Annotated in this window: 12 protein-coding genes and 1 tRNA gene; 9 read left to right on the top strand and 4 right to left on the bottom strand. The window is 52.4% G+C overall.

Features of this window, described 5'->3' with window-relative positions; translation table 11 throughout:
- Nucleotides 1-20: 20 nt before the first annotated feature.
- The 6 genes from AC5S3R_RS08290 to AC5S3R_RS08265 all read left to right on the top strand — a co-directional run bounded on the left by AC5S3R_RS08290 (nucleotide 21) and on the right by AC5S3R_RS08265 (nucleotide 9,642).
- Nucleotides 21-3,455: an alpha/beta hydrolase-fold protein gene (locus AC5S3R_RS08290; protein ID WP_494266552.1), complete on the top strand. Its 3,435-nt coding sequence runs from the start codon at nucleotides 21-23 to the stop codon at nucleotides 3,453-3,455.
- Between the two features lie 243 nt (nucleotides 3,456-3,698).
- Nucleotides 3,699-4,739, top strand: coding sequence for a GNAT family N-acetyltransferase (locus tag AC5S3R_RS08285; protein ID WP_494266551.1), 1,041 nt, complete (start codon nucleotides 3,699-3,701; stop codon nucleotides 4,737-4,739).
- A gap of 117 nt (nucleotides 4,740-4,856) precedes the next feature.
- Entirely contained in the window at nucleotides 4,857-6,215 is a 1,359-nt protein-coding gene (locus tag AC5S3R_RS08280) for a polysaccharide deacetylase family protein (protein ID WP_494266550.1), read from the top strand.
- A 23-nt stretch (nucleotides 6,216-6,238) separates the two neighbouring features.
- Nucleotides 6,239-7,429 (top strand): FAD-dependent oxidoreductase, encoded by a 1,191-nt coding sequence (locus AC5S3R_RS08275; protein WP_494266549.1) that lies wholly within the window; start codon nucleotides 6,239-6,241, stop codon nucleotides 7,427-7,429.
- Nucleotides 7,430-7,434: 5 nt separating this feature from the next.
- Complete coding sequence (locus tag AC5S3R_RS08270; protein WP_494266710.1) at nucleotides 7,435-8,703, top strand: carboxylate--amine ligase; 1,269 nt, start codon at nucleotides 7,435-7,437, stop codon at nucleotides 8,701-8,703.
- A 48-nt stretch (nucleotides 8,704-8,751) separates the two neighbouring features.
- On the top strand, nucleotides 8,752-9,642 hold the full coding sequence (locus tag AC5S3R_RS08265) for an exosortase/archaeosortase family protein (protein ID WP_494266548.1): 891 nt from the start codon (nucleotides 8,752-8,754) through the stop codon (nucleotides 9,640-9,642).
- A 191-nt stretch (nucleotides 9,643-9,833) separates the two neighbouring features.
- Here the strand turns inward: AC5S3R_RS08265 and AC5S3R_RS08260 are convergent, their stop codons facing one another.
- The 4 genes from AC5S3R_RS08260 to AC5S3R_RS08245 all read right to left on the bottom strand — a co-directional run bounded on the left by AC5S3R_RS08260 (nucleotide 9,834) and on the right by AC5S3R_RS08245 (nucleotide 13,855).
- Nucleotides 9,834-10,943: a sigma-54 interaction domain-containing protein gene (locus AC5S3R_RS08260; RefSeq protein WP_494266547.1), complete on the bottom strand. Its 1,110-nt coding sequence runs from the start codon at nucleotides 10,941-10,943 to the stop codon at nucleotides 9,834-9,836.
- Nucleotides 10,944-11,904: 961 nt separating this feature from the next.
- The gene (locus AC5S3R_RS08255; RefSeq protein ID WP_494266546.1) at nucleotides 11,905-12,216 is read right to left on the bottom strand and encodes a hypothetical protein; all 312 of its coding nucleotides are present in this window, start codon (nucleotides 12,214-12,216) and stop codon (nucleotides 11,905-11,907) included.
- 306 nt (nucleotides 12,217-12,522) lie between these two features.
- Entirely contained in the window at nucleotides 12,523-13,260 is a 738-nt protein-coding gene (locus AC5S3R_RS08250) for a response regulator (RefSeq protein ID WP_494266545.1), read from the bottom strand.
- Nucleotides 13,261-13,765: 505 nt separating this feature from the next.
- A tRNA-Ser gene (locus tag AC5S3R_RS08245) sits at nucleotides 13,766-13,855 on the bottom strand.
- Nucleotides 13,856-14,083: 228 nt separating this feature from the next.
- Here AC5S3R_RS08245 and galA point away from each other — a divergent pair.
- From galA to AC5S3R_RS08230, 3 genes are all read left to right on the top strand, one after another.
- Complete coding sequence (galA, locus tag AC5S3R_RS08240; protein ID WP_494266544.1) at nucleotides 14,084-16,615, top strand: beta-galactosidase GalA; 2,532 nt, start codon at nucleotides 14,084-14,086, stop codon at nucleotides 16,613-16,615.
- A 593-nt stretch (nucleotides 16,616-17,208) separates the two neighbouring features.
- Nucleotides 17,209-18,594 (top strand): MATE family efflux transporter, encoded by a 1,386-nt coding sequence (locus tag AC5S3R_RS08235; RefSeq protein WP_494266543.1) that lies wholly within the window; start codon nucleotides 17,209-17,211, stop codon nucleotides 18,592-18,594.
- A gap of 212 nt (nucleotides 18,595-18,806) precedes the next feature.
- Nucleotides 18,807-20,648 (top strand): 2-oxoacid:acceptor oxidoreductase subunit alpha, encoded by a 1,842-nt coding sequence (locus tag AC5S3R_RS08230; protein WP_494266542.1) that lies wholly within the window; start codon nucleotides 18,807-18,809, stop codon nucleotides 20,646-20,648.

Genomic DNA, 20,648 nt, shown 5'->3' with positions numbered 1-20,648 from the left:
CGGGTTCCGGGTCATATTCAATGACCGTTGGCACGCCCACAGTGGATGCGAACGGAGTGAAATATTACCCGGTAACCTCGGCTTATCAGGGGTCGCAGCAGCAAATTATCCGAGTTCTGGAGCCAACCAATCCCGTTTCGGGAAAGCCTCGTCGTGTGCTCTACGTGTTGCCTGTCGATGCGGGAGTAGATACCGTTTCATCAACATGGAGTGATGGCTTAGAAGAGCTGCGACTCCTCGATGTGCCCAATCGCTTCAACATGACGTTGATTGCGCCGTCATTCAACTATGAGCCATGGTACGGCAACAATATTCTTGATCCGACAAGACGGATGGATGATTTTATCGTTGATGACCTGGTGCCTTTTGGTGACACGTTTCTTCCGGCCAATAGTGTTCCGCAGCGCTACCTGCTCGGTTTCAGCAAGTCTGGAAACGGCGTTCTATTTCTAATCCTCAGACATCCCGGATTATTTAATGCTGCGGCCGCATGGGATGCGCCTGCGCAGCTTAGTGACCTTTCGGCATTCTCAGCATTGCCATCAAATTTTGGTACTCAGGTGAATTACAACACCTATAACATTCCCAGCTTGGTGTCGAGTAATGCGGCTCCATTTCAGCAACAGAATCGCTTGTGGATCAGTGGGGATCAGGCTGCGTGGACTGCGGATATGGCACAGTTGAATACTCAGATGACTGCGGCGTCGATTCCACATACGTGGATACAGGGAGGCGTCCGAGCTCACAGTTGGAATAGCGGATGGTTGGATGGAGCTATCACAGATCTTGATGCAAATGCGACTCTGACCGCGCCATCTAGTGGTTCAATGCCGCCAGTGCGAAGTGGTGGGCAACCAAGTTCCGGATTAGCCCCGGGCACGACTCAGGCAACTCTGAGCCTGAGGACAGACGGCAATGCGACGTGCCGTTACGCAACGAGCACCGGCATGTCGTACAGCGCGATGACCAGCACCTTCAGCGCGACGGGAGGGACAGTACATACGACTCAGGTGACGGGGCTGGCAGATGGCAACAGCTACAACTACTATGTGCGTTGCCAAGACAACGCCGGTAATGTCAATCTGGATGACTACCTCATTACGTTTGCTATAGGAATCACGAGCAGCACTACAGGAACGACCGCGACAAGCAACTTCGCGGGGATAGAAGACCCGTTGTCCGAAGGTGGGATGTGGACTACTACCGGATCGTGGACAAGCTTGAAGAAGAGTAACGGCGTGTATTCGACGCAGACCACGAGTGGGGCTCGTCTTGCTGCACCAATAGTGAGTGCGGATCAGTATGCGGAGATCACCTACGATCAGGACCCCGGAACGGCAAGCTGGCCTGGAGTAATGACGCGGGTGCAAGGCGTTGCGAACGGCAGCGGATACCTGGCGATTGCGTACTCGGGCCAGGTGATTCTTTACCGGACAGACGATAAAGGTGCTCTGAACTTTACTCAACTGGCATCCGCGAACGTCAATGCAGGGGCTGCACCACGTGATTTGCGTCTGGAGTCGCAGGGTTCGACACATCGCGTATATTTCAACGGCACTTTGATGTTGACTTACACGGACCCGAATAATACCTACACGACCGGCCAACCGGGCATCGCGGATGCGGTTTTTGGCGGACCTACTGTCAAGATACTGTCCTTCTCGGGAGGTTCTTTAACTGCGGGTGGAGGAGGAAGCAGTGTCCAGGGGCCGGTTCGGAGTGCGGGACTTCCTTCGGGAGTGTTGGCGCCGGGCACAACTCAGGCGACTCTGAGCTTGACGACGAATACAAGCGCAATGTGCCGTTATGCAACAAGCGCAGATGTGCCATATAGCACGATGACCAACGTCTTCAGCACTACGGGAGGTACGGCACATACTACCCAAGTGACGGGGCTGACGGATGGGAGCAGCTACAGCTACTACGTGCGCTGCCAGGACAACACCGGCAACGCCAATCCGGACGACTATACGATCGCGTTCTCGATAACTGCGTCGGGTGGAGGTTATGCAGGAAGCACGCAAACGACCGCGACAAGCAACTTTGCGGGAGTAGAAGATCCGTTGTCTGAAGGTGGGATGTGGACTACTACCGGATCGTGGACAAGCTTGAAGAAGAGTAACGGTGTGTATTCGACGCAGATCACGAGTGGGGCGCGCCTTGCTGCACCAATAGTGAGTGCGGATCAGTATGCGGAGATCACCTACGATCAGGATCCCGGAACGGCAAGCTGGCCTGGGGTGATGACGCGAGTGCAGGGAACTACGAATGGAAGCGGATACCTCGCGATTGCTTATGCTGGCGAGGTGTGCTTGTATCGGACGGACGATAACGGTGGCCTGAATTTTACCGAAGTAGCCTCTGCGAATATCAATGCAGGGGCTGCACCACGTGATTTGCGTTTGGAGTCGCAGGGCTCGACACATCGCGTGTATTTCAACGGTGCTTTAATGCTGACTTATACGGACCCGAACAATACGTACACGACTGGCCAACCGGGCATCGCAGATGCGGTTTTTGGCGGACCTACTATCAAGATACTGTCCTTCTCGGGCGGTTCTTTAACAGGAAGCGGAGGCAGTATCGTTCAGGCTCCGGTTCGTAGTGCAGGACTTCCATCGGGCGTGTTGGCGCCGGGCACAACTCAGACAATTCTGAGTCTGACAACGAATGCAAGCGCGACATGTCGTTACGCAACAAGCGCCGATGTTTCGTACAGTGCGATGACCAGTACCTTTAGCACGACAGGGGGGACGGCACATACGACCCAGGTAACGGGGCTGACAGATGGCAACAGCTACAGCTACTACGTACGCTGCCAGGGCAACACTGGCAACGCCAATCTGGACGATTACCCGATTGTGTTTTCGGTAGCTGCATCGGGCAGCGGCTATGCGGGAATCACGTTAACGACCGCGACAAGCAACTTTGCGGGAGTAGAAGATCCGTTATCTGAAGGCGGGATGTGGACTACTACCGGATCATGGACAAGTTTGAAGAAGAGCAACGGCGTGTATTCGACGCAGACCACGAGTGGGGCGCGTCTTGCTGCACCAATAGTGAGTGCGGATCAGTATGCGGAGATCACTTACGATCAGGACCCTGGAACGGCAAGCTGGCCTGGAGTAATGACACGAGTGCAGGGAACTACGCACGGAAGCGGATACTTGGCGATTGCGTACTCGGGCCAGGTGATTCTTTACCGAGCAGACGATAACGGCTGGCTCAGCTTCACAGTATTAGCATCGGCAAATGTGGATGTAGGAACCGCGCCGCGCAGCTTGCGTCTTGAGTCGCAAGGTTTGACGCACCGTGTATATTTCAACGGTACCTTGATGTTGACTTATACGGATACGAACAATACCTACACGACCGGCCAACCGGGGATCGCGAATGCGGTTTTTGGCGGACCTACTGTCAAGATATTGTCCTTTTCGGGTGGCGCACTCAATTAGCACGGATTATCGAAAGTAATTGCGCAGTGAAATTGGCCGCGCTGACCGGAATCAGTGGCGGCCAATTTTTCTATATCGCCCTCAATGAGGGCAGACCTATATGGACTACCAGCGCAGTCGGAGTTATTGAAGAGAACCTTGTTCCGACCGCGTACGCTTCGTGGCGGGAACAGCTATCCAACTCAGGGATTATGGGGGGAAACCGGCTATACTAGTGCCTCTGAATTTAAGGGAAATTTGTTTATGCAGTTGTATAGCCTGGACCCACTAACGGATAGTAGATGGAGTGATTTTGTTACATCGCATCCCGATGCTTCAGCTTTTCATCAAGTCGGTTGGCTGAATGCTCTGGCTGCTACTTATAGCTATCGCACGGTCGCCCTCACCAGTGCGCCGCCGGGAGAAAGACTGCGTGATGGTGTAGTTTTCTGTGAAGTGAAAAGCTGGATTACGGGCAATCGCCTGGTTTCGTTGCCATTCTCTGACCACGCCGAACCGCTGTTGCATGATCAAGGCATCTTGTGCGAGATAGCAAGGTGGATTGACGAAGAGTCGAAAGCTGGGAATTGGAAATACATCGAACTGCGCCCCGTTTCCGCCCCTCTGCAGGCGAAGTCCCCTATGTCTCTAAGCCAGTCCTTCTGGTTACACACACTGGATCTGACACTTCCCATAGAGCGCCTATTTGGTAATTTGCACGGGAGTTGTATACAGAGGCGTGTACGGCATGCAGAACATCAGAAACTTGTTTATGAGAGAAGTTCTTCTGATTCGCTTCTCGATGAGTTCTATGAGCTTCTCATCATGACAAGGCGCCGCTTTCAGCTGTTGCCGCAGCCCAGATCCTGGTTTCGCAATCTCATGACTTACATGGGGTGCAATGCTGAAATAAGAATGCTGCGGAAAGATGGGCGAGCCATGGCGGCAATCCTGACATTACGCCATCATGGAACCGTGATCTATAAATACGGGTGCTCCGACGAAAAGTTTCATCATCTCGCGGGGATGCCGTACCTCTTTTGGAAGTTGATTGAGGAAAGTAAAGCTGAAGGTGCGGAACATATCGATTTTGGACGCACAGATATCGATAACCATGGCTTAATCCGGTTCAAGGATCGCCTGGGAGCTACGCGCCGTAGGCTTAACTATTTTCGTACCAAAAAGGTTGCACCCGAATGTGTTTTGGTTATGCGGAATTTGCCAGCCAGCCGTGCCATCTTCTCGGTTTTGCCGGATGCTCTGTCATCTGCAGCGGGCGCGCTTATATATCGCCATATGGGTTAAATATTTTCATAATATTAAGGTGTAAAAAGACAATAGGCGCGTTATAATGCCGCACTGATCCAATGGGCCAAAGGGTTCTTCAGCGCGTTGTTTCTTAAACGCCCCTTGGGGGTTTGGGTGAGCCAACATTTTCTCGATTACTATCGTTGTCTCAAAGATTATGCGGATTTTAAGACGAGCGGTCCTCTGGCTGGTGAGCCTGGATTCTTTCGTTGGGGACAAGACACCCTGTGCTATGCACACACTGTTCCCGGCGTTGGCGTAAACGAGGCCGATCTTGTCACCCACTGCTTCCTCGATGACATTGAGAAGGCAGATAATTCGCTACCATTTAGTGCCGATGAAATCCTCGAAAATTTGCAACGCGAGCGTTACACGGCTCATTTTCGTGAGCCTGGCCGGTTATCCCATGCACTCATAAGGAAAATCTACTATCTGGTTCGTCCCTTTCTCGCTGTGCCAGTCCGCAAACATTTGCAAAGGGCCAGTCTTCGAAATTGGGCCAAAATACCCTTTCCACAATGGCCAGTTGATTGCACCATAGACCGCATTCATCGCAAGCTGATGGCGAATGCTATGCGTGTTCAAGGAGTAGAAAAGGTCCCATTTATCTGGTTCTGGCCCGACAACTATGAGACGTCAATCATCATTACGCATGATGTAGAGGATCCTCCTGGCAGAAACTTTTGCGGCCAGTTGATGGACATTGATGAGTCGTTTGGTTTTCGGAGTTCCTTTCAAGTGGTGCCTGAGGTGCGTTATGCAGTTTCGAGGGAGTATCTCGAATCCATTACCACCCGTGGCTTTGAGGTGAATGTTCACGACCTTACGCACGATGGGCGTCTGTATGCGAAATATGACGAGTTCCTGAGACGTGCAAAGCGCATCAATCAATATGGCCGCGACTTTGGTGCTGTTGGATTTCGGTCAGGCATACTTTACCGCAATGCTGATTGGTACGATTCGTTCGACTTCCTCTATGACATGTCAATTCCCAACGTTGCTCATCTGGACCCGCAACGAGGCGGATGCTGCACCGTGAAGCCATATTTCATCGGGGATATGGTCGAGCTTCCGGTGACCTGCACACAAGACTACACTCTCTTCCATATCCTGCAGGACTATTCCATAGATTTATGGAAAAACCAGATTGCACGGATAGTAGCGGAAAATGGGTTGATTAGCATACTCGTGCATCCTGATTACGTCATCGAGCCTAGAGCTCAGGATGTTTACAAGGATTTGCTTCGTCATCTTGCTGAGCTGCGAGGCACAGGGCATGTGTGGACTCCTTTACCTCGAGAAGTGGCCGAGTGGTGGCACCTGAGAAGAAATATGCTACTCGTCGAGAAAAATGGTGAATGGCACATCGAGGGCGAAGGGAAGGAACGCGCGACCATCGCATTTGCCTGTGCTAACGGTAATGATGTGACTTACATGCGGCCTTCAAACAAAACAAATTTTGTTGCCTCTTAGAGCAAGGCAGAAAGTGACTGCAAATGAGCATGGTGGACGTCGCTATTATTGGCGCGGGACCGTACGGGCTGTCTGCAGCAGCCCACCTGCGCGAAGCGGGAATAGAAACACGCATCTTCGGACGACCGATGGAGTTTTGGGCCGACAAAATGCCGGCAGGGATGTTCCTTAGATCGCCTAGGCCAGCTTCCACAATTTCCGATCCGAGATCCCGATTGACGCTAGAAACGTATGAGTCAGCGAATGGAGTAGCTTCGGTAAAGCGCCTTCCGCTAGAAACGTTTGTTGATTACGGAAATTGGTTTCAAAAGCAGATCAGTTGCGATCTCGATCAGAGGAATGTGAGGGCGGTAAGAAAGGAAAATGGAGCATTCAGGATCGTTCTTGAGGACGGTACACAATTCGCAACACGCCGGGTAGTGGTAGCTGCGGGCATCGGAAAATTTCGCAGGATTCCTGCGCTGTTTGCGAAGCTACCGGATAGCAGTTGTTCGCATTGTTATGATGGCCGCAAGTTTGCAGGAATGGGGAAGAGGGTAGCGGTAATTGGAGCAGGGCAGAGTGCGTTGGAGTGCGCAGCCTTGCTCAGCGAAGCCGGGGTGGAAGTGGAAGTTATCGCTCGAATTCCCGAACTGCGCTGGATTGGAATGCACCAAAGGCTGCATCGACTCGGTCCAATTTCGAGCATGCTCTATTCCAAGCACGACATTGGGCCGATTGGGATCAGCCGGCTGGTTGCTTATCCTCACGTGCTTTACCACACGCCGCTTGGCTGGAGAGACCGCATTCGTGCACGTGCTGTACGTTCGGCGGGAGCACCGTGGCTATTGCCCAGGCTTGCTAATACGAAGATCACAACTGGGCGCGAAGTTGTGTCTGCGACGGAGACTGGAAGTGAAGTAAAGCTCATACTTGATGATGGCAGTGAAAGGCACGTGGATCATGTGTTGCTCGGTACTGGATACAGCGTGAATATTTCAAAGTATGAGTTTCTTTCTCCTGACTTGATTCAAGCTATCGAACAGTTTGATGGGTATCCAAAGGTCGGACCAGGCTTTCACAGTTCGGTACCGGGATTGCACTTTCTCGGCGCGCCGGCTGCGCGGAGTTTCGGCCCGCTACTTTATTTCGTCACAGGGACGGAGTTTGCATCGAAGGAACTCGTTTCTCACCTGTCGCGAAATCGTAATGAAAAAGAGAGTGTTAGATCGTGAATCGAATGACGGTTCCATCAGCAAAGACCACAGCACAAAACGTGATCGTCGGAGCGGACCACCAATCAACTGCTGGTGTAGTTGTAGTAGGTGGAGACCATCCAGGATTAGCTATTGCGCGCAGTTTAGGGCGACGGGGGATTCCCGTTTACATTCTGGAGGATCAGCACTGTATTGCGTCGTATTCAAGATACGCCGCTAAAGTTGTGAAGGCGCGCCACATATTAAACGAGCGTGAGACTCTTGAGGATGTACTGGAACTAGGGCGGAGATTCCAGCTCAGGGACTGGGTTTTGTTCCCCACGCGCGATGAAACGGTGGCTGTGTTTTCACGGCATCGAGATGTTCTTGCTGAGTTCTACAAGGTTACAACGGCCGAGTGGGCGAGTGTGGAATGGGCATGGGACAAGGCAAAGACTTACGAATTAGCCGGCAAGCTGGGAATCCCACGCCCGGAGACATTCGTTGTAAACAGCAAGAATGAACTGCGGTCTCTATGCGCGCGACTGCCGCTGGCGGTTAAGCCTGCAATTAAAGAAAACTTCTTTTATGCGACGGGAGCAAAGGCTTGGAGAGCTAATACCGCAGAAGAACTTGAGCAGTTGTATGAAGAGGCAGCTAGCTACATCCGTACGGAGGAGATCCTGCTCCAGGAGATTATTCCCGGAAGCGGACGCGAGCAATACTCTTATTGTGCGTTCGTACAAAACGGACGCCCACACAGCACGCTCATGGCGCGGCGCGCGCGGCAGCACCCGCGCGAATTTGGTAGAGCCGCTACCTACGTGGAAACTGTAGAGGAGTCGGCAATCGAAGAACTCTCCGAGCGGTTTCTATCTGCAATTGACTATCATGGTTTGGTAGAGATCGAATATAAGCGCGACCCGCGTGATGGAAAGTACAAGCTGCTTGATGTGAATGCTCGACCATGGGGATTTCACGGTCTGGGAGCAGCATGCGGAGTGGATTTTCCCTACTTAGCCTATGCCGACCAAATGGGCCTGCCGACCGTACCCGCACGTGCAAAGCCTGGAGTCGGCTGGATGAGGCTTCTTACCGATGTCCCGACAGCGGTGTCAGACTTAGCGCACGGCTATCTAAGCTTGGGTGCATATATCCAATCGATGATGGCAGTCCGTACAGAGGCTGTGTTTAGTTGGGACGATCCGCTGCCATGGCTGGCAGAAATAGTGGAGCTCCCGTACTTTGTGTACAAAAAGAAGATGCAAGCCAAGCGTCCATCTTTCTCAGGCGTGCACAGCAAGTCTACTTAAAATCAGATAAGCTTTTGTCGCGGTGGTACCGTCTTTATTAAGGACTTCATGGCAAAGATTTTTAATATTCAACTAGGCATAATAGCTTTTCTATTGGCATCGCTATGGGCTTGCTGGAAGCCCATCCTAAGTACACTCTCTCTGTCGCTTCATAAAGATGCTTATACCTATATTCTTCTGGTAATTCCAATCTTTGCAGCGATGCAGTGTTTAGATTGGAAAGCCATTCAGGCAGTCGCGATGCGTAATCTTCCTGTCGGTAGCTCTTTTCTGGTTGTAGCAATTGCAACGATTATCTTCGCGCACACTGGCTATGCTGCAGCCATTAGCTCCGATGTTTTACTCTCAATCTCAATGAGCGCAGTGGTCGTGTGGTGGATCGGAACCTTTGTATTCTGGTTCGGCACTCAGGCTTCGCGATTATCATGGTTTCCGCTGTGTTTTCTATTTGGTATCGTTCCGCTTCCACAAAACTGGCTTGATGTAATTGTATCTTTTCTGCAATATACCTCTGCTTCAGCCGCACTCATGCTTTTTAAAGCCATTGGCGTTCCGGCGCTTCAAAGCGGGAGCATTCTCATCATTCCAGGACTCACGATCCAGGTAGCTCAGGAGTGCAGCAGCATTCGCTCAAGCTCGATGCTTGTGCTGATCACCGTTGTGTTGTCTCATCTTCTTCTTCGCTCGCCATCGTGGAAGATAGCAGTAGCTGCCGCTTCTATTCCGCTTGCTATTGCAAAGAATGGTTTACGCGTATGGACAATAGCAATGCTGGGCACACGGGTCGATCCGGGGTATCTTACGGGAAGTTTCCATCACCACGGAGGGATTCTCTTTTTTGCAATCGCTCTGTTTGCAATATTCGTATTGCTGTGGCTGGGTAGAAGATGGGAAGCGGACAGGAAGTTCGGAAAGTTCGGGAAACGAGCAGCGTCATAGCGAAGCAGACATCTATAGCAGGGAACTTGAATCTCACGTATCCATAAAAGAGATTACACAGCATGTGTTATACGCACGTCTGATCCAGATTATCTGGAGTCAGGCGTTTTTTATGCTCTTCATTCACACATGCAAAAGTGAGAGGCCATCCTCTCATCAGGAACAGCCTCTCGCTTCCACAACTCCTTCATCTAAGCTGATATTTTGTGCTGCTGCATTTTATAAAGCAATGAGCGATAGCTAATGTTAAGGTTAGTAGCTGCTCGCCGCCTGTTCCATCCCACTGCAGAAAGCGCTTCTTTAATCATGCGCGCTTCTGTTTCATACTTCATGTCAGTTACAACACTCTTCATGTTAGAGCGACTCGGAGCTGGATAGCTCATAACATACTGATTAACCTCTGCAGACTTCACACGCGTCTTTGCGCGGAGACCTTCATAGGCCGCATCCTGATCGCCAAGCACAAGTAACCTATGTACAAAGTTGCGGAGCTCACGCAGATTGCCTGGCCAATGATATTCCTGTGCCGCCTGCATCAATCTATCCTGCAGCACAAACGGCTCCAGCCCTGTGCTTGCAGCTCCTCTCATAATCATCTGCTCAATCAGAAAGGGGATTTCTTCGCGGCGCTCACGTAGCGGTGGAATCGTCATAGTGAACGTGCTGAGTCGATAGTAAAGGTCCTCACGGAAGCGCTTCTGCGCAATTGCTTCTTCCATGTTGACGTTCGTAGCCGCAAGAATATGTACATCCACACGCGTAGAAGATTGTGCGCCGAGCCGGCTGAACGATCCATCCTGCAGTACATGCAGAAGCTTAGTCTGCATCTGCAGGTTCATTTCGCCAATTTCATCCAGCAGGATTGTTCCTTTATTCGCCAGCTCAAACTTGCCGGGCTTTGCCTTCATAGCTCCGGTAAAAGCGCCAGGTTCATAGCCAAAAAGCTCACTCTCAAGCAATTCACTCGGAATTGCGGCAGTGTTGATGTTGAAGAAATTTTCTTTGGAACGGTTATGATGCTTATGCAGCAGTCTCGCAACAACTTCTTTGCCTACTCCGCTCTCACCAAGAATCAGAACCGGATAGTCAACGGACGCTAGAATACGGATTTCTTTGTAAATCCGCCGCATAGACGGGCTGGCTGCCAGAAAGAAACCATACGGTCCCAGTTCTTCCATGATGTAACGGTCGTTCTGCGATGAGAGTGCAGACGGAGAACTGATCTGTGGCAACTCATCGGAAGATGCTGGAAGAGAAAGCAGTCTCTCTACATCCTGGCGTTGGAAAGGCCGGCTGAACACATTGCAAATCTTCCAGCGTTTTGCATGTTCTTCCCAGGACACATCGCGGCTGTCCATAAGAACGCACAATCCCTCTGTTGGAATCCGCTGCTCGAGCGCGTGAGAAAACAGCACGCTAGGTTCCTGGCGAATGCTCGCGTCATACAGGAGAAGATCCCAGCCCGTGCTATTGCACAAGGCGCGGATTCCTTCCTCGATAGACGATACGCAATGTGCCTGATGCCCCTCCGATTCGAAAGAACTCTTAATCAGGTCGCAAACGCGAGCATCTTCGCTTACAGTTAGAAGTCTCACAACAGAACACATGGCAACACCTCAACTCAGATTCAGTGAAGAAATGAACAGACCAACAGTGGATGAAGAGATTACAAATCCCTTCATGTTCTGCGTGTGGTTCGTAGACCACCGCAGGTTGTAGCAGTTCGGAGGTTGAGTTGCCATGCTACAGACAAACTGGAAACAACAGAAGACATGAAGCAGCATCGTTTGCAGACCGGGCAATATGCTACGATCGCGGTCCATGCGGATCGCATGTATCCGTTTAAGAACGGCAAGGAGAATTGACCTGGCTGTTCCGGACTCTACATCCGTACAGGCAAGGAACGATTCTTCCATAATCAGCCTCTCTTTTTCCCGTACTGCACTTGCTTCATGCACTACTGCAAATGCTGCAGTAAAGCTGCCAGAAGCGGCCGCGGGAGGGAACCAAAGCATCAAATTCAACAAGGATGAACTACCAACCTGGGTCCTTGTGCAAATCCTGACCTCACGAACTAGCGGTCTGTATCAAAAGAAGAACGACCGCATCTCTTACGCAAGTACTACAAATCAGAAATTGCCGCAAAATCGATTCGCACGTATCGATCTTGCTTTTACCTTCGTCTGTATGCGAAGGCTATCTATGTTCCAAGGGCCCAAGCTGCGCAATCTGGAATACTCAACGATATCTGTCCAGGTTGCATTAAGGCCGAAGCAGACGCAAACGTGAAAACCGCACTGAGATCATCGAAACTTGCTCGGATGCCTCAGTTACTCCGCGGCACATCACTTTCACGCCTCCTTCCATTGCCAGTTTCACGGGCAGGTTAAAGGTCAGCTCTACCGGCGTATTCGGTTCAATCATTTGCTCTCCCCTGAATAGTACGCTGGTGCGGCTAATCGTTTCAGTTACCCCGTCGTGCCATTTACGTTCCCCACGAACGCGATAGCGCAATGCAGTCTGTATTGCGAAATCCAAGGCACGTTCATCATCATGCTGCTTTTCATGATCCATCGGAACTCAAACCCTGGACTGCTTGCTCCAGGGCTTTAACCCTCAAATGCGCACATATCCCATTGCTGCCTTGCCGTTATCTGATTGGGGGCCCGGAGAAGTAGTGCGCTGCAAATTTTTGGAACGCAATGCCAAGCTATCGTGCCGCAAATCAACGCACAATAGCCGTCTAGTGCCATATCAACGGCACTGCAATGAGGGGTGAAATATATGGCTCTTGCGTAACGTAAACCCGTGGTTTAGTAACTCGCAAAAGTAAGTAACTTTTCTCCCGTACACATGTTACCTGCACTGCTCCAGCTTCCGTCACGCCCCGTTATCTACGAGGTTATGATTCACCGCGAATAGCGCCAACTCAACGCGGCTGTAAACCCCGAGCTTGTCGAAAACGTGCGTTAGATGGTGCTTGACGGTCTGTTCACTTAGAGCAAGCTTCTCGGCAATTTCAGGGTTGGAGTATCCTGAAACCACAGCGACAACAATCTCAAGCTCACGAGGCGTCAATCCAAACCTGGGATTCGGCGTATTGGGGCGCTGCGTGGAGGTTTTCAAACGTTCCACCAGGTTCGCAACGCTTTCGGGCGATATCCAGTATTCACCGGCCATCACCTTGCGAATCGCCTCATACAGAGTTGAACTCGGGGAGCTATTCAGAATCACCCCTCGCGCACCCAGATTCAGCGCTTGCATGCTTACATCTTTTCCCACATCCGCTGTTAGTGCCAGCACATGTACTGGCAGGTTCTGGCGGCGAAGCTGCCGCAGAACATCGAGTCCGTTACGCTTCGGAATCATCATGTCCAGCAGCAATACATCAGGCTTAGTTTGAGCAGCTAAACGGACAGCCGTTTCACCGTCAGGAGCGTCTCCGACCACATGAAAGTCGCTTTCCATCTGCAATAGGGCACGCAGACCATCCCGAAATATCGCATGACTGACTGCGATCAGGATGCTAATCGTCTTTTTCTCGTCTGGAGAAACGGGAAAATGTACTTCAGTCGATACAAATGAGTGACCGTTGGGAAAATCCTCACCGATCAGCATTGTTTCCTCCGGGTGGTTATGCCCCCTCAGAGTTTCTTGTTTTTGTTCCAAAAACCAGGCTCTGAGGCGACTATTTTTTTGACTGCATAACCCATGTGGCCCCGTTTACTGGTCAAGTAAAACGCATAACTTGGAACTGGTGGATTTCAAGATTGAAATTCCTCGCTAAGTTAACATTCGTCTTAAATGACGGTCAACAAAAACTGTTCTATCTGCAGTTTTTATCCCTAACCATGGTTTACACCAGCGTGCGGATCTTAGGTGCCCTGAGAGGTTACGAGCACAAATCTCGTCTTATTTCGATACAGAAACATCTTCGAGCTCACTCCACGTCTTCAGAGGGAAGGGAAAACAACTACCAAGCCCACCAAAGAGCCCCTATGTAGATAGAAGCGCCACCTGTTGGGAATTCCTATCACAGGAAGGAAAAACTGGAATTGAAGTATCCCTGAATTTGAGAAGGGAATTATTGCTATCGCAGACTTGCAGAAGGGGGGAAGAATACTGGCGGAGAGAGAGGGATTCGAACCCTCGGAACCCTTTCGAGTTCGGCCGCTTTCCAAGCGACTGGATTAAACCACTCTCCCATCTCTCCGTTTCTTTGATGATACCAGACAGCCACCCATCGTGACATGCGAAGCCGTAGCCGGCCAACAGAAGACCCATAACAGTAAATCTCGCATAGAGGTGCGAGGAGGGAGCTTGCTAATGCAAAGCCTGGTGGAGGCGTGCAATGCTGAAATCGTTTACTGTAACTTGTAACCTCTTATATAGTTCACTCGCACAACTATACGAATCCTGATTGAGGTTCCCGGGGGCTTCTATGTCTGGTATTTCACGTCGCGATCTTCTTTCTGCAGGGATAGCGCTTTCTGCTTCTTCGGTTTTAACCCGTTCTGCCTGGGCACGTGCTGCGTTTTTCGCTAATGCTGATGAACCTGCCGCCGCACTCTCCGCGGAAAGTCCACGAGAACAACTTCTTTTCGATTTCGATTGGAAGTTTACCTTTGGCCATGGCTCCGATCCGGCCAAGGATCAGGGCTTTGGCACCGGTCAGGGCGACTTTGCCAAAACCGGCGAGTTTGAGTTCTCCAAAGTCAAATACGACAAATCGAAGTGGCAGTATGACGAATCCAAGTGGCGCACCGTCAATCTGCCACACGACTGGGCTGTCGAGTTGCCTTTCGTCAACGACAAGGAGCAGAACTCCCACGGCTTCAAACCCCTTGGACGCCGCTACCCTGAAACCAGCGTGGGCTGGTATCGCCGTGTTTTTGACATTCCTGCCTCAGATCAGGGCAAGCGCGTTGTTATTGAATTCGATGGAGCATTTCGCTCCGTTCTTGTCTTCGTGAATGGCTGCTTCATTGGCCGCAATGATAACGGCTATGCTCCTTTTCAGTTCGACCTTACGGATTTTCTCCACTTCGGCCAACAGAATGCCATCGTCCTTCGCGTCGATGCGGCCTTTGGAGACGGATGGTTCTACGAGGGCGCAGGAATCTATCGTCACGTGTGGCTTACGAAAACCAACCCCGTACATCTTGGCAAGTGGGAGAGCTACATTCGCTCCGAGTTTAAGGGGACCACGGCAACGCTTTCGCTGGGAACCATCGTAGAGAACCACTCCAAGGACTCTGCCAGCGCCAAGGTAAGCTGGAAGATTTTTGATGCTAAGGGTGCGACTGTGGCTACGGCGGAAGCTGCCGCGCAAACCATCGCTGCTGATGGCTCCGCGACCTATACTGCGACGGCCAAACTTGCGAACCCAGCTCTCTGGTCGCCCGATGCGCCGAATCTTTACTCGGCTGTTGTAACGGTGGAGCAGGGAGGCAAGCTCATCGACGCGGAGCGCGTGCAGTTCGGTGTGCGCACCACACTCTTTACCGGGGACAAGGGCTTTTTCCTTAATGGTCAGAACATCAAGATCATGGGCACCTGCAATCATCAGGACCACGCCGGGGTAGGCGCCGCGCTTCCCGATGCGCTGCAGTGGTTCCGCCTGGCTGCGCTCAAGGAGATGGGCGGCAATGCTGTTCGTACTTCGCACAACATGCCCACGCCGGAATGGGTCTCGGCCTGTGACCGCATGGGCATGATGATGATGTGTGAAACGCGCATGATGAGCTCCAATCCCGAAGGTCTTGCGCAGCTCACCACCATGATTAAGCGTTACCGTAACTCGCCGTCGATTATTCTCTGGTCTGTCGGTAACGAGGAGTCGGTGCTGCAAAGTCAGCAGCCTGATATAGGCGCGAAAATTGCGGGCACCATGGTGCGTCTCTGCCATGAGCTTGACCCTACGCGTGTTGTCTCTGCCGCTGTGAACGGCGACAACAAGGCTGGCGTTTCCGAAGCCTTTGACATCATTGGCTTCAACTACAACCTCAAGTATCCTGACGACTACCACAAGGCACATCCTGATAAGCCTGTTTATGGTTCGGAAACTTCCTCGGCCATTGGCACGCGCGGCGAGTACGCCAGCGACAAGCTTCGCAATACCGTCAACTCGTATGACGGCGTTGTTCCATGGGGCGAAACCGCGGAAGAGTGGTGGAAATTTTATGGTTCGCGTGACTGGATAGCCGGTGGTTTTGCATGGACCGGCTTTGATTATCGCGGTGAGCCTACACCTTACGGCTGGCCTTCCATCAACTCGCAGTTCGGCATTATAGATATGTGTGGTTTCCCGAAGGACAACTACTTCTACTACCGTGCGTGGTGGGGAACCAAGCCGTCTCTGCACCTGTTTCCGCACTGGAACTGGCACGGACGCGAAGGCGATGAAATCCCCGTGTGGGTTTACTCGAATGCGGATGAGGTGGAGCTGTTTGTGAACGGCAAGAGTGTTGGCAGCCAGAAGGTTCCGCATCTGGGGCATGTTGAGTGGAAGGTGAAGTACGAGCCCGGTGTTATTGAGGCTCGCGGCAGCAAGGGCGGACAGGTCATTCTTACGGAGAAGCGTGAGACTACCGGGGAAGTTACGCAGATTCGTCTTACTGCCGACCGCACCACGATTGATGCGGATGGTGAGGATGTTGCTGTCATCAAGGTGGAAGCCCTGGATGAACAGGGGCGGCTTGTTCCCACTGCGAATAATGCGCTTGCCTTCAAGGTGACGGGAACGGGTGCGTTGATTGGTGTGGGCAACGGCGATCCCAACTGCCAGGAGAGCGACAAGGCTCCGAAGCGTTCCATCTTCAATGGGCTTGCGCAGGTGATTGTGCAGGGGACCAAGAGTGCGGGGACCATTGAGATTGAGGCCACCAAGGACGGCTGGGAGGGCACCAATCTCAAGCCTGCAAAACTTACCATCACTACGAAGAGCGTGAGTCTGCGTCCTTCTGTTGCCTGATGGGTGGTGGTTTCCAGAAAGCTGCGGACTGCTTCTTTACGGATATTTGATGCGTCCGTGTGTATGCGCACAGTGGGGTGGTTTTCCAGTGTGTTTGTTTTGTGATGGTTGTGGGCGATTGCACAGGGACTGTGCAGTTTCTTTATTCCGGAACTGTGGAACTGTGTAAGAGGCAGGGGGGGGCAGGGTACAGTTGGTCGTGCTTGTCCTTTGCAGCATCGGGTTCTCCTTTCTTTTGAGTTAGCGCGTTAGCGGGTAAAAACAGAACGGCCCGATTCCTTTGGAATCGGGCCGTTTTTCTTGCTCATTCTTAGTGTGGCATAAATGGGGTTAATTGAGCGCAAACTGATTGAAGATTTTTGCGTTGATGATAAAGGAGTTAGAAAATATTTTCGGGTTTAGGGCTTGACAGGGATTTTCCACAGAGAGGCAGGGAGTAGAGGGCAACTGTAACTGCAAAAGCAGGAGCAACCGCAGATCCTTCGCTTACCACCTCTGAGCTGAAAGACGCTCAGGGGCCCGTGCGCTCAGGATGATACCTCTGATTTTTATGGGAGAGCGAAGCATAAAGCTCTTCCATTTAAAGTAGAAGCATGCCTCAAGCCATCCTTCAAGCCGATCCCGCTTCTGGAGACTGGAGAAGGGAACTGCGCGCTATGGTTGCGCTGGCTCTTCCTGTTGTCCTCAGCGAGATTGGCTGGATGCTGCAGGGCATTGTCGATACCGTGATGGTCGGCAATCTTGGCCCTGCCGCCATTGGAGCGGTTGCACTTGGTAATGCTGTTTATTACACGCCTTCGCTGTTTGGCATTGGGTTATTGCTTGGGCTCGATACGCTGGTCTCGCAGGCATATGGACGCGGCGATCAAGATGCCTGCCATCACTGGCTGGCGCAGGGTGTCTATCTGGTCGCTATCATCACGCTGCCGCTGATGCTGCTGGGGCTTGCGGAGAGCCTTGTTCTTACGCATGTGGGGATTGGGCTTGATGTTGCGGTGCCGGCTGCGAGCTACCTGCGCATCAGCCTCTTCGGAACGCTTCCGTTGCTGCTTTACGGCGCTGCCCGCCGCTACCTTCAGGGCGTGGGGCAGGTTCGTGTCATCATGGTTGCGTTTGTTGTTGCGAACCTGCTGAACTGGTTCGGCAACTGGGTTCTTATCTATGGAAAGCTTGGATTTCCGCGGCTTGGCACCGATGGTTCGGCGCTGTCTACGGTGATTGCGCGTATCTCTATGGCTGTGATTCTCTTTGGCTTTGCATGGCGCTATGAGCGGCGGCGTGGGCATCCGCTCTTTGCACGCTGGGCCAGCATGAGCCTGCTCAAGATTAAGCAGCTCTGCCGGTTAGGCCTGCCTGCCGCCGGGCAGATTGTGCTGGAAGTCGGTGCGTGGAATCTTGCGACTATCGCCGCCGGATGGCTCAGTCCGGTTGAGTTGGCTACGCACCAGATTGCGTTGAACTATGCAGCTTTTACCTACATGGTGCCGCTTGGGTTGTCGTCGGCTGCAGCGGTCTCAGTGGGGCATGCGATTGGCGCGGGAGACGCCGCCAAGGCTCGCCGCGCGGGGTGGCTTGCGCTTGGTCTTGGCACGGGTTTTATGTGCTGCACAGCCATCGCCTTCTTTGTTGTTCCCAAGGCTCTCATCGCGCTCTATACCCGCGATGCTGCAGTCATGGCCGTTGGCCCCAGCCTGCTTGGGCTTGCTGCTATCTTCCAGGTCTTTGACGGTATCCAGACAGTCTCTACCGGCTCGTTGCGCGGGCTGGGCGAAACACGTGCGCCGATGTGGGCCAACCTCATCGGTTACTGGCCTCTGGGGCTGCCGCTTGGCATTATCCTTTGCTTTGTTTTTCACCAGGGGATTCATGGCATATGGGTGGGCTTGACGGTGGCTCTTATTGTGATTGCGAGCACACTTCTGTGGCGCTGGAATCGCGACTCCGCGACACGGCAAAACGCTGCGCATGAGAGCGTATAAACCCAATTGCATCATCAAGTAAATCGGTTTTTCAGCACGTCTATCACGCAATTGAGAATGGTTCTCATCCGGGACTCACCAAAGTTAACGGTGTCTGAAATTCGGCCCGTATAGCGGGACAATGTATCACTTACACGCCTATAATTTTTCTACAGCTAGCGCAACGGGTTTTTTTCTGTTGCGTAGACTCTTTTTGAAGGGAATCCCGCCAAATGGCGACAGGAGACCTGGCCCTGGGTCAAGCGCAGGGTGAAACACACGCGCACCAACGCGTGGTCAACGATTTCAGCATCAACGTAGCAACGGTGAACGGGTCCGGCTCGCAATCCGCCAATAGCGTACTGCTGAAAAGCATCTTCGGAATGGGAGTTCCCGTCAGCGGAAAAAATCTCTTCCCGTCGAACATCGCCGGACTTCCTACCTGGTACACCATCCGAGCAAGCAAGGACGGCTATGTGGCCCGCAAGCGCAACTCGGAAGTACTGGTAGCGCTGAACCCCGAAACCGCCAAAGACGACATCCTCTCTCTCCCCGCCGGCGCGGTCGCCATCTACGAGGAAAACCTCAACCTTAAGCAGTATCGCGATGATGTTGTCTGTTATCCCGTTCCCTTTGACAAGATAACCGCCGCCGTGTGCGAAGTGGCCAAGCTGCGCAAGCTGGTCAAGAACATGGTGTATGTCGGTGTTGTTGCCCAGCTTCTCTCTATCGATCTTGCTGTTGTAGAAAAGGCCGTTCAAAAGCAGTTTGCCAAGAAGCAGAAGGTGTTTGACCTCAACTTTAGCGCGGTCAAGGCTGGTCATGATTACGCTGCCGAAAAGCTGGTCAAGCAGGACCCGTACGTTATTGAAGCGATGGATAAGACGTCGGGCAAAATCATTATCGACGGCAACGCTGCTGCCGGTATGGGTGCGGTTTTTGCGGGCGTGACTGTTGTTGCATGGTATCCGATTACGCCGTCTACTTCGCTGGTGGAAGCGACTACGGACCTGCTTAAGAAGTTTCGCGTGAACGCAGATGGCAAGGCTACTTTTGCAGTGGTGCAGGCGGAAGATGAGCTTGCCGCGATTGGCATGGTGCTTGGTGCTGGCTGGGCTGGCGCGCGTTCGATGACGGCTACTTCAGGGCCTGGCATTTCGCTGATGTCGGAGTTTGCGGGGCTTGGTTACTTTGCGGAGCTGCCGGGCGTTATCTTCGACGTGCAGCGCACAGGGCCTTCCACGGGTATGCCGACGCGTACTTCGCAGGCAGACTTGCTTTCGACTGCGTTTCTTTCACACGGCGATACCAAGCACGTTGTTCTGCTTCCCGGTTCGGTGAAGGAGTGCTTCGAGTTTGGGCATGATGCTTTCGACCTTACGGAGCGGCTGCAGACTCCGGTCTTTGTGCTGAGCGACCTTGACCTTGGAATGAACAACTGGATGAGCGAGCAGTTTGCGTATCCCGAAACGCCGCTTGATCGCGGCAAGGTTCTTACGGCTGAGGAGTTGGAAAAGGCCGGCAGCTTTGCCCGCTACAAGGATGTGGATGGCGATGGTATCGGCTGGCGTACGCTGCCGGGCACCATGCATCCGAAGGCTTCGTACTTTACGCGCGGCTCGGGGCATAATGCTTCGGCGGGCTACTCGGAGAAGCCTGAAGATTACCTCTACATCATGGATCGCCTCACGCGTAAGTTTGAGACGGCCCGCAAGCTGGTTCCTGCTCCGGTTTATGAGCACAAGGTTGGCGCCAAGATTGGCGTGCTTGCTTATGGCTCGACGGACTTTGCTATGAAGGAATCGCTCGACCAGATTAAGAAGCAGTACAGCGTGGATGTGGATTATCTGCGTGTGCGCGCTTATCCGTTCTCTACGGAGATTCACGACTTTATCGCTTCGCATGAGCGCGTCTACGTTGTAGAGCAAGACCGCGATGCGCAGTTGGCTAGCTTGCTGAAGCTGGACATTGAAGCGGAGCAGGCTGTGAAGCTTCGCAGCATTCTGCACTATGACGGCCTGCCGATTGATGCTCTGAGCATTACGGAAGAGTTCGCTACGAAGGAGGGCCTCTAA

The organism is Occallatibacter sp. FHG110214_02, assembly GCF_059115385.1.
This window is presented reverse-complemented; position numbering and strand designations above follow the sequence as displayed.

Coding starts and splice junctions, on each gene's coding strand:
- AC5S3R_RS08235 (WP_494266543.1), top strand. CDS start 17,209: ATGCCTCAAGCCATCCTTCAAGCCGATCCCGCTTCTGGAGACTGGAGA.
- AC5S3R_RS08270 (WP_494266710.1), top strand. CDS start 7,435: ATGACGGTTCCATCAGCAAAGACCACAGCACAAAACGTGATCGTCGGA.
- galA (WP_494266544.1), top strand. CDS start 14,084: ATGTCTGGTATTTCACGTCGCGATCTTCTTTCTGCAGGGATAGCGCTT.
- AC5S3R_RS08250 (WP_494266545.1), bottom strand. CDS start 13,260: ATGCTGATCGGTGAGGATTTTCCCAACGGTCACTCATTTGTATCGACT.
- AC5S3R_RS08230 (WP_494266542.1), top strand. CDS start 18,807: ATGGCGACAGGAGACCTGGCCCTGGGTCAAGCGCAGGGTGAAACACAC.
- AC5S3R_RS08290 (WP_494266552.1), top strand. CDS start 21: ATGACCGTTGGCACGCCCACAGTGGATGCGAACGGAGTGAAATATTAC.
- AC5S3R_RS08285 (WP_494266551.1), top strand. CDS start 3,699: ATGCAGTTGTATAGCCTGGACCCACTAACGGATAGTAGATGGAGTGAT.
- AC5S3R_RS08265 (WP_494266548.1), top strand. CDS start 8,752: ATGGCAAAGATTTTTAATATTCAACTAGGCATAATAGCTTTTCTATTG.
- AC5S3R_RS08255 (WP_494266546.1), bottom strand. CDS start 12,216: ATGGATCATGAAAAGCAGCATGATGATGAACGTGCCTTGGATTTCGCA.
- AC5S3R_RS08275 (WP_494266549.1), top strand. CDS start 6,239: ATGAGCATGGTGGACGTCGCTATTATTGGCGCGGGACCGTACGGGCTG.